The organism is Schlesneria sp. (assembly GCF_036405755.1).
Taxonomy (GTDB): Bacteria; Planctomycetota; Planctomycetia; order Planctomycetales; family Planctomycetaceae; genus Schlesneria; species Schlesneria sphaerica.
Genome location: NZ_DASWWZ010000372.1, coordinates 1 through 5,435 on the forward strand (window position 1 = coordinate 1; position 5,435 = coordinate 5,435).

Genomic DNA, 5,435 nt, shown 5'->3' on the forward strand with positions numbered 1-5,435 from the left:
CGGCCCCTTCACGCGTCGAGTCGACGTCCCAGCGGAAGGGAAGCCCCATCAATGGCATCAGCCCATGCTGATGTTTTTCGTGGTATTCCCAACCTTTGATCGCAACGAAGAGGGTTCCCAATCCGATCGTCGCTGCAAGTAATTGCGTCAGCTTGCGCTGGTCACCAGACTCCGCGGCATGCACCGCAAGTGCGACCGTCAGGCTGCTGGTCAGCAGGACTGCCGTATTGATTGTGCCCCAGACGACGTCCAGATGTCGACTGGCAGCGGCGAAGGCTGCTTCGTCGTTGAGTCGATAAAGTAAGTAGGTCAGAAAAAGACCCGCGAAGAACATCAACTCCGTCGCCAGAAACAACCACATTCCAAGGTCCGCGGCGGCCTGTTGCTGCTCAAGATCATCAAACTGATGCGCCAGAGGCGATTCGGCATGGGTGTGGCTGGCAGTACTCATCGCAATCCTTCCTCAACCTGTTGATTGTCGATTGCGGGATAGTCGTAGGCCTCATGTCTGACGACTGGCGTCCGTGCAAAGTTTTCTGTCGGCGGAGGTGACGGTGTTTGCCATTCCAGTCCCGCCGCTCGCCAGGGGTTGGCAGAAGCGACTTTGCCATAGAAGAGCGACCAGATCAGGTACGTGAGGGGAAACAGGTATCCTACCCCTAGGATCGAGGCCCCCGCCGACGACATCACATTCAGCACCTGAAACTCAGGTGGATAGATGTGGTACCGCCGAGGCATTCCCAGATAGCCCAGAATGTATTGAGGGAAGAAAGTGAGGTTGAAACCGACAAAGATCAGGATCGCCGAGAGTCTTGCCCACCCCTCCGGGTAAAGGCGGCCCGTCATTTTCGGCCACCAGAAGTGAATGGCCCCGAGGTACCCCATGACCGCGCCGCCGACCATGATGTAATGGAAGTGGGCCACAATGAAGTAGGTGTCGTGCACATGCACATCGACCGCCAGCGCCGCGACGAACAGTCCGGTCAGGCCTCCCATCGTGAAGAGGCCTACAAAACCCAAGGCGTAGAGCATGGGAGTGTCAAAACTGATGGAACCTTTATGCAGCGTTGCCGTCCAGTTGAACACCTTCACTGCGGAAGGGATCGCCACCAGATAACTGAGCATTGAAAAGACCAGCCCGGCGTAGATCGACTGTCCGCTGACAAACAAGTGGTGTCCCCAGACGAGGAAGCTGAAGGCCGCGATGGCGAAACTTGAAAAGCCAATAAACTCGTATCCGAAAGGTCTTTTGCGACAAAAGCAGGGAATGATTTCGCTGACGACCCCCATGCTGGGCAGAATCATGATGTAGACGGCCGGATGCGAATAGAACCAGAACAGATGCTGAAAGAGGATCGGGTCACCACCCAACCGGGGATCAAAGATGCCCAGTCCCAGCAGTCGTTCCAGTCCTACCAGAACCAGAGTGATCGCCAGTACCGGGGTGCCCAGCACCATGATGATGCTGGTGGCGTAGATGGACCAGATGAAGAGGGGCAGGCGAAACCAGACCTGTCCCGGAGCACGCATTTTGTGGATGGTGACGATGAAGTTCAGGCCCGTCAGAATCGATGAAAATCCGGTGATGAAGATCCCCACGGCGGTCGCCATGACGTAGGTATTGCTGTAGGTACTGCTGTAAGGAGCATAGAACGTCCAGCCGGTATCCACGCCCCCCGCCAGCAGGGCATACAGCGTGAATACTCCTCCCACCATGTAGACGTACCAACTCAGCAGGTTCAGGCGAGGAAACGCCAGATCGCGCGCCCCCAGCATCAGGGGGACGAGAAAGTTTCCCATGACCGCCGGAATCGACGGGACCAGGAAAAAGAAGATCATGATGACACCGTGCGCGGTGAACAGCTTATTGTAGGTCTCGGACCGAACCAGGTCCGCCTGCGGTGTCATCAGATCCAGGCGGACCAGTGTCGCAGCAATCCCGCCGAGCACGAAGAAGGCCGTGATCGACACCAGATAGAGCAGGGCGATCCGCTTGTGATCCGTCGTGAAAAGCCATGATCGGACGGTGTACCCGGAGTTCAGATAATGCCGTTTCGGCAACGAAACTGACTCGGGAGAGACGGATGTCGGACGATCGAGTGCGGCTGTCATGGTTTTGCCAGCGATTTGATGTAAGTGATCAAATAAATAAGCTGCTCTTCGCTAATCTGCCCCTCATAACTGGGCATCAACGGTTCGAATCCGGCAACAACTTTCGCGGCCGGCCTGAGGATCGACTCGCGCAAATAGGTTTCGTCCGCGGGCACGGTCGTGCCATCAACAAGTTTGACGTCGCGTCCGAAAAGGCCTTCCAGTGGTGGACAGCGGCCGGTCGCCCCTTCCGGACGATGACATGTCACACATCGAAATTCCTCATAGAGCCGCTTGCCGGCCGCGAGGGGTGATTCCTGCATGTTCGAATTGGCAAGCCAACGTTCGTACTCGGCCGGCTCCATCACGATGACGCGTCCGATCATGCGCGAGTGATTCGTGCCACAGTATTCTGCACAAAACAAGTGGAACGTCCCCGTGCGTGTCGCCTCAAACCAGCAGTTGGTGTAGCGTCCGGGCACGACATCGCGTTTTGTACGAAAGGCGGGGACAAAAAAACTGTGAATGACGTCTTCGGAAATCAACGTCAGTTTGACCGGGTATCCCAGCGGGACGTGCAGGTCGTTGATCTCGCGCTGTCCGCTTGGATGCTGGAACTTCCACATCCACTGCTTTCCCACGCCGCGAATCTCGATGGCATCATCCGGGGGGCGGTATTCGGAGTAATACAAAGACGCTCCCCAGGCAAAGATCGCCATGGAAATAAGCAGCGGGACCACCATCCAGAGAACCTCGAGCCATAACGAATGGTCTTCCCCCTTGGATCGATCAACCTGCTGGTTTCCCCGTCGATATTTGATGGAGAAATAGACGATCAAAACGGCGATCAGGACCGTGAAGAAGGTCGATACGCTCAATAGGAAGTAGTAGAGCAGGTCCACGCTCGGCGCGAGTGTCGAGGCTTGCTCTGGCATTAACCGAAATCCGTCGTCGATCATGGGTGCTCCCGGAGGTGAGGATCGAGTTCGGGAGTCTTGAGCGGCAAGGCCAGGTCGGAATCTCCCTGGACCAACCGGGAACGAGCACACTCACGTCGATACATGCGGTACAAATAAGTCCCAAGAACGAGTGCGGTGAGAATACCGGCCCAGCGCAGCAGGCCCGCGATGGCCAGACCATACTTTCCCGTCAGTGGATCGTAGTGGTAACACAGGAGCAGAAACTGTTCGACCGGTGACCCGATCGCTCCATTCGAGCTTTCAACCAGTCCCAGCCGAAGGTCGTGGGGAGAGTATTCAATTCCGTAAAAGTAGCGCGAAACCCGTCCGTCCGGCGTGACGATCATCACCCCGCTGGCGTGGGCGAACTGGTCCGTCTCTTCGACGTAGCGGTAGTGAAACCCGACGGTATCGGTGAGTCGATCGATCAGCGCCTGGTCGGCTGTCAGAAAATGGATTCCTGCTTCTGCCTCTGACTGGCGTGTCATTCGGACGTACTGGCGTTTCTTCTCGGCTGCCAGTTCGCTTCCTTCCCGCGGATCAAAGCTGACCGCGATAAAATCATAATCCACGCCGATCTTCAGCGGGATCGCGTGGCTCACCTTGAAAAAGCCATTCAGCACCTGGGTGCACAGCATGGGACAGCGGTATTGCACCAGTGCGAGGACGACAGGTTTCTCGCGGAAGAATGCGTCGAGTTGGACTTTCGATCCATGTTCGTCGACGACGATTCCGTCCAGTGGCAATTGGGCGTTCAATCGCTGTTCAATTCCCACATCGCGCAGTAACTCGGTGGAGGGACTTCGACCGGCAGGCGAATTGTAGGGGCCTCCCGTTGCGAATCTTTGAGCCAGTGCGGATGAGCACAGGATCAGATCACAAAGCGCGATGCCCAGAACCCACACAGCGCAGGTGCCGAATGTCTTGCTCCAAACAGGGTTTTGCGGGTGTTTCATGGCCGGGGTTCCTCCTTGGCGGTCGGGCGAGCGGGCCCTTCAGGTTCGGGCAAACCCTGTGTGGCAAGAAGCTTGATCGCTGCCTCCACCGGAACGTGAACCACTCCCTTTTCCCGGTCGATCCATCCGTAACTCGTCAGATGTTTCAGCTCAGCATTTTTCAAGTCCCTTAGTTCGACGGAGGGTTGGGGCTGGAGCTGCGGTCCGGAATACGTGACATCCGGGGTGAGTGCGCTGACTTCCTGTCGGTTGCGCTGAATTCGGGATTCCATGGTGGAATACATCCAGCCCAGTAACGGCATGACCAGCGCGACCATGGCGACAAGTCCCGCGCCGAAGCGGCCAATCAGGCTGGGGCGAACGTCAGACGTCTCGTGGCCCGGATCGGGATGGGAGTCTACGTGAGAGTCGTGGGCGGGTTGCGTCATGGAGACTCTCCTTCCAGTAACGGGTCGTAAATCGGCCGCGAAGTCCGCTCGACGAGTCGCCAGGAAAAGAGCGTCAGCCAGATCCCTCCGAGCGCCATCCAGGTGACGACGGAAGTCCAGTCAGCCCGGAGGGCGCGATAACCGGCCTCGTCCTGCTGAAACCCGGGCGCAACGGTCCAGTAGAGATCCACGTACCGCATCAACAGCAGCAGGCCGGCTATCCGGCGCAGGTGCTTGCGGTCCCGTTTGATTGTGCGGGACAGCAGCAGGAAAAAAGGGACGACGAAATGCAGCAGGACCAGGGAGATCGCCAGGTACTGCCATCCGCCACGCAGTCGATGGACGTACCAGAAATTTTCTTCGGGCAGATTCCCCGACCAGATGACGAGGTACTGAAAGAACGAGCAATACGCCCAGAACATCGTCGCGGCGAGCAACAAATTGCCCAGATCGTTCAGACGCGACGTTGTAACGAGCCGGGACCAGGGATAGTACGACTGAAGTGACGTGATGACCAGAACCGCGAAGGCGAGTGCCGCGACTCCCTGACCAGCCACCTGAATCAGAGCGTACATCGTCGAGTACCAAAGTGGTTCCAGTGACATCGACCAGTCAACGCATGCCAGTGTGAAGGTAAACCCGAAGGCAATGAACCCCACGCCACTGGCGGTCTGCAGCCGCCGTGCCCGCTCTGAATCGGGATCGCGCTCATCGTTGGGTGACCAGCGATTCAGGAACAGGGTGATGGCGATCCAGACCGCGAAATAAATCAGTGCTCGAATCTGGAATCCGGTGACGGTCAGATAGGCGGACTTCCGCATCAGGACCTCGTGATGATGCACATAGTCCGGATTTGTCCAGGGATAGATTCCAGTCACATCCAGCCAGATGGGGACGAAGAAGATCAGGAACAACGGAACGGTGTCGTATCCTGCCTCCAGACTGCGACGTATGGTTCGACCCCAGCCACCCCCCGTTAAACCGTGGATCATGGCGATGGA

General features: G+C 57.2%; 6 protein-coding genes. All 6 read right to left on the bottom strand.

Annotated features, from left to right (window positions below):
* Positions 1–451 (bottom strand): cytochrome c oxidase subunit 3 (locus VGE80_RS12795; protein ID WP_440592945.1); only part of this gene is annotated, 451 nt, incomplete at its 3' end.
* Complete coding sequence (gene ctaD / locus VGE80_RS12800) at positions 448–2,112, bottom strand: cytochrome c oxidase subunit I (RefSeq protein ID WP_373651526.1); 1,665 nt, start codon at positions 2,110–2,112, stop codon at positions 448–450. The genes ctaD and VGE80_RS12795, both read right to left, overlap by 4 nt.
* Positions 2,109–3,050 (bottom strand): cytochrome c oxidase subunit II, encoded by a 942-nt coding sequence (gene coxB, locus VGE80_RS12805; protein ID WP_373651527.1) that lies wholly within the window; start codon positions 3,048–3,050, stop codon positions 2,109–2,111. Before coxB ends, ctaD begins: the two co-directional genes overlap by 4 nt.
* Entirely contained in the window at positions 3,047–4,006 is a 960-nt protein-coding gene (locus VGE80_RS12810; RefSeq protein ID WP_440592946.1) for an SCO family protein, read from the bottom strand. The genes coxB and VGE80_RS12810 overlap by 4 nt, the downstream gene beginning before the upstream one ends.
* Positions 4,003–4,434: a hypothetical protein gene (locus tag VGE80_RS12815; protein ID WP_373651529.1), complete on the bottom strand. Its 432-nt coding sequence runs from the start codon at positions 4,432–4,434 to the stop codon at positions 4,003–4,005. The genes VGE80_RS12810 and VGE80_RS12815 overlap by 4 nt, the downstream gene beginning before the upstream one ends.
* The coding region (locus tag VGE80_RS12820) for a hypothetical protein (protein WP_440592947.1) at positions 4,431–5,435 on the bottom strand (1,005 nt) is incomplete at its 5' end. The genes VGE80_RS12815 and VGE80_RS12820, both read right to left, overlap by 4 nt.

Coding starts and splice junctions, on each gene's coding strand:
- ctaD (WP_373651526.1), bottom strand. CDS start 2,112: ATGACAGCCGCACTCGATCGTCCGACATCCGTCTCTCCCGAGTCAGTT.
- coxB (WP_373651527.1), bottom strand. CDS start 3,050: ATGATCGACGACGGATTTCGGTTAATGCCAGAGCAAGCCTCGACACTC.
- VGE80_RS12810 (WP_440592946.1), bottom strand. CDS start 4,006: ATGAAACACCCGCAAAACCCTGTTTGGAGCAAGACATTCGGCACCTGC.
- VGE80_RS12815 (WP_373651529.1), bottom strand. CDS start 4,434: ATGACGCAACCCGCCCACGACTCTCACGTAGACTCCCATCCCGATCCG.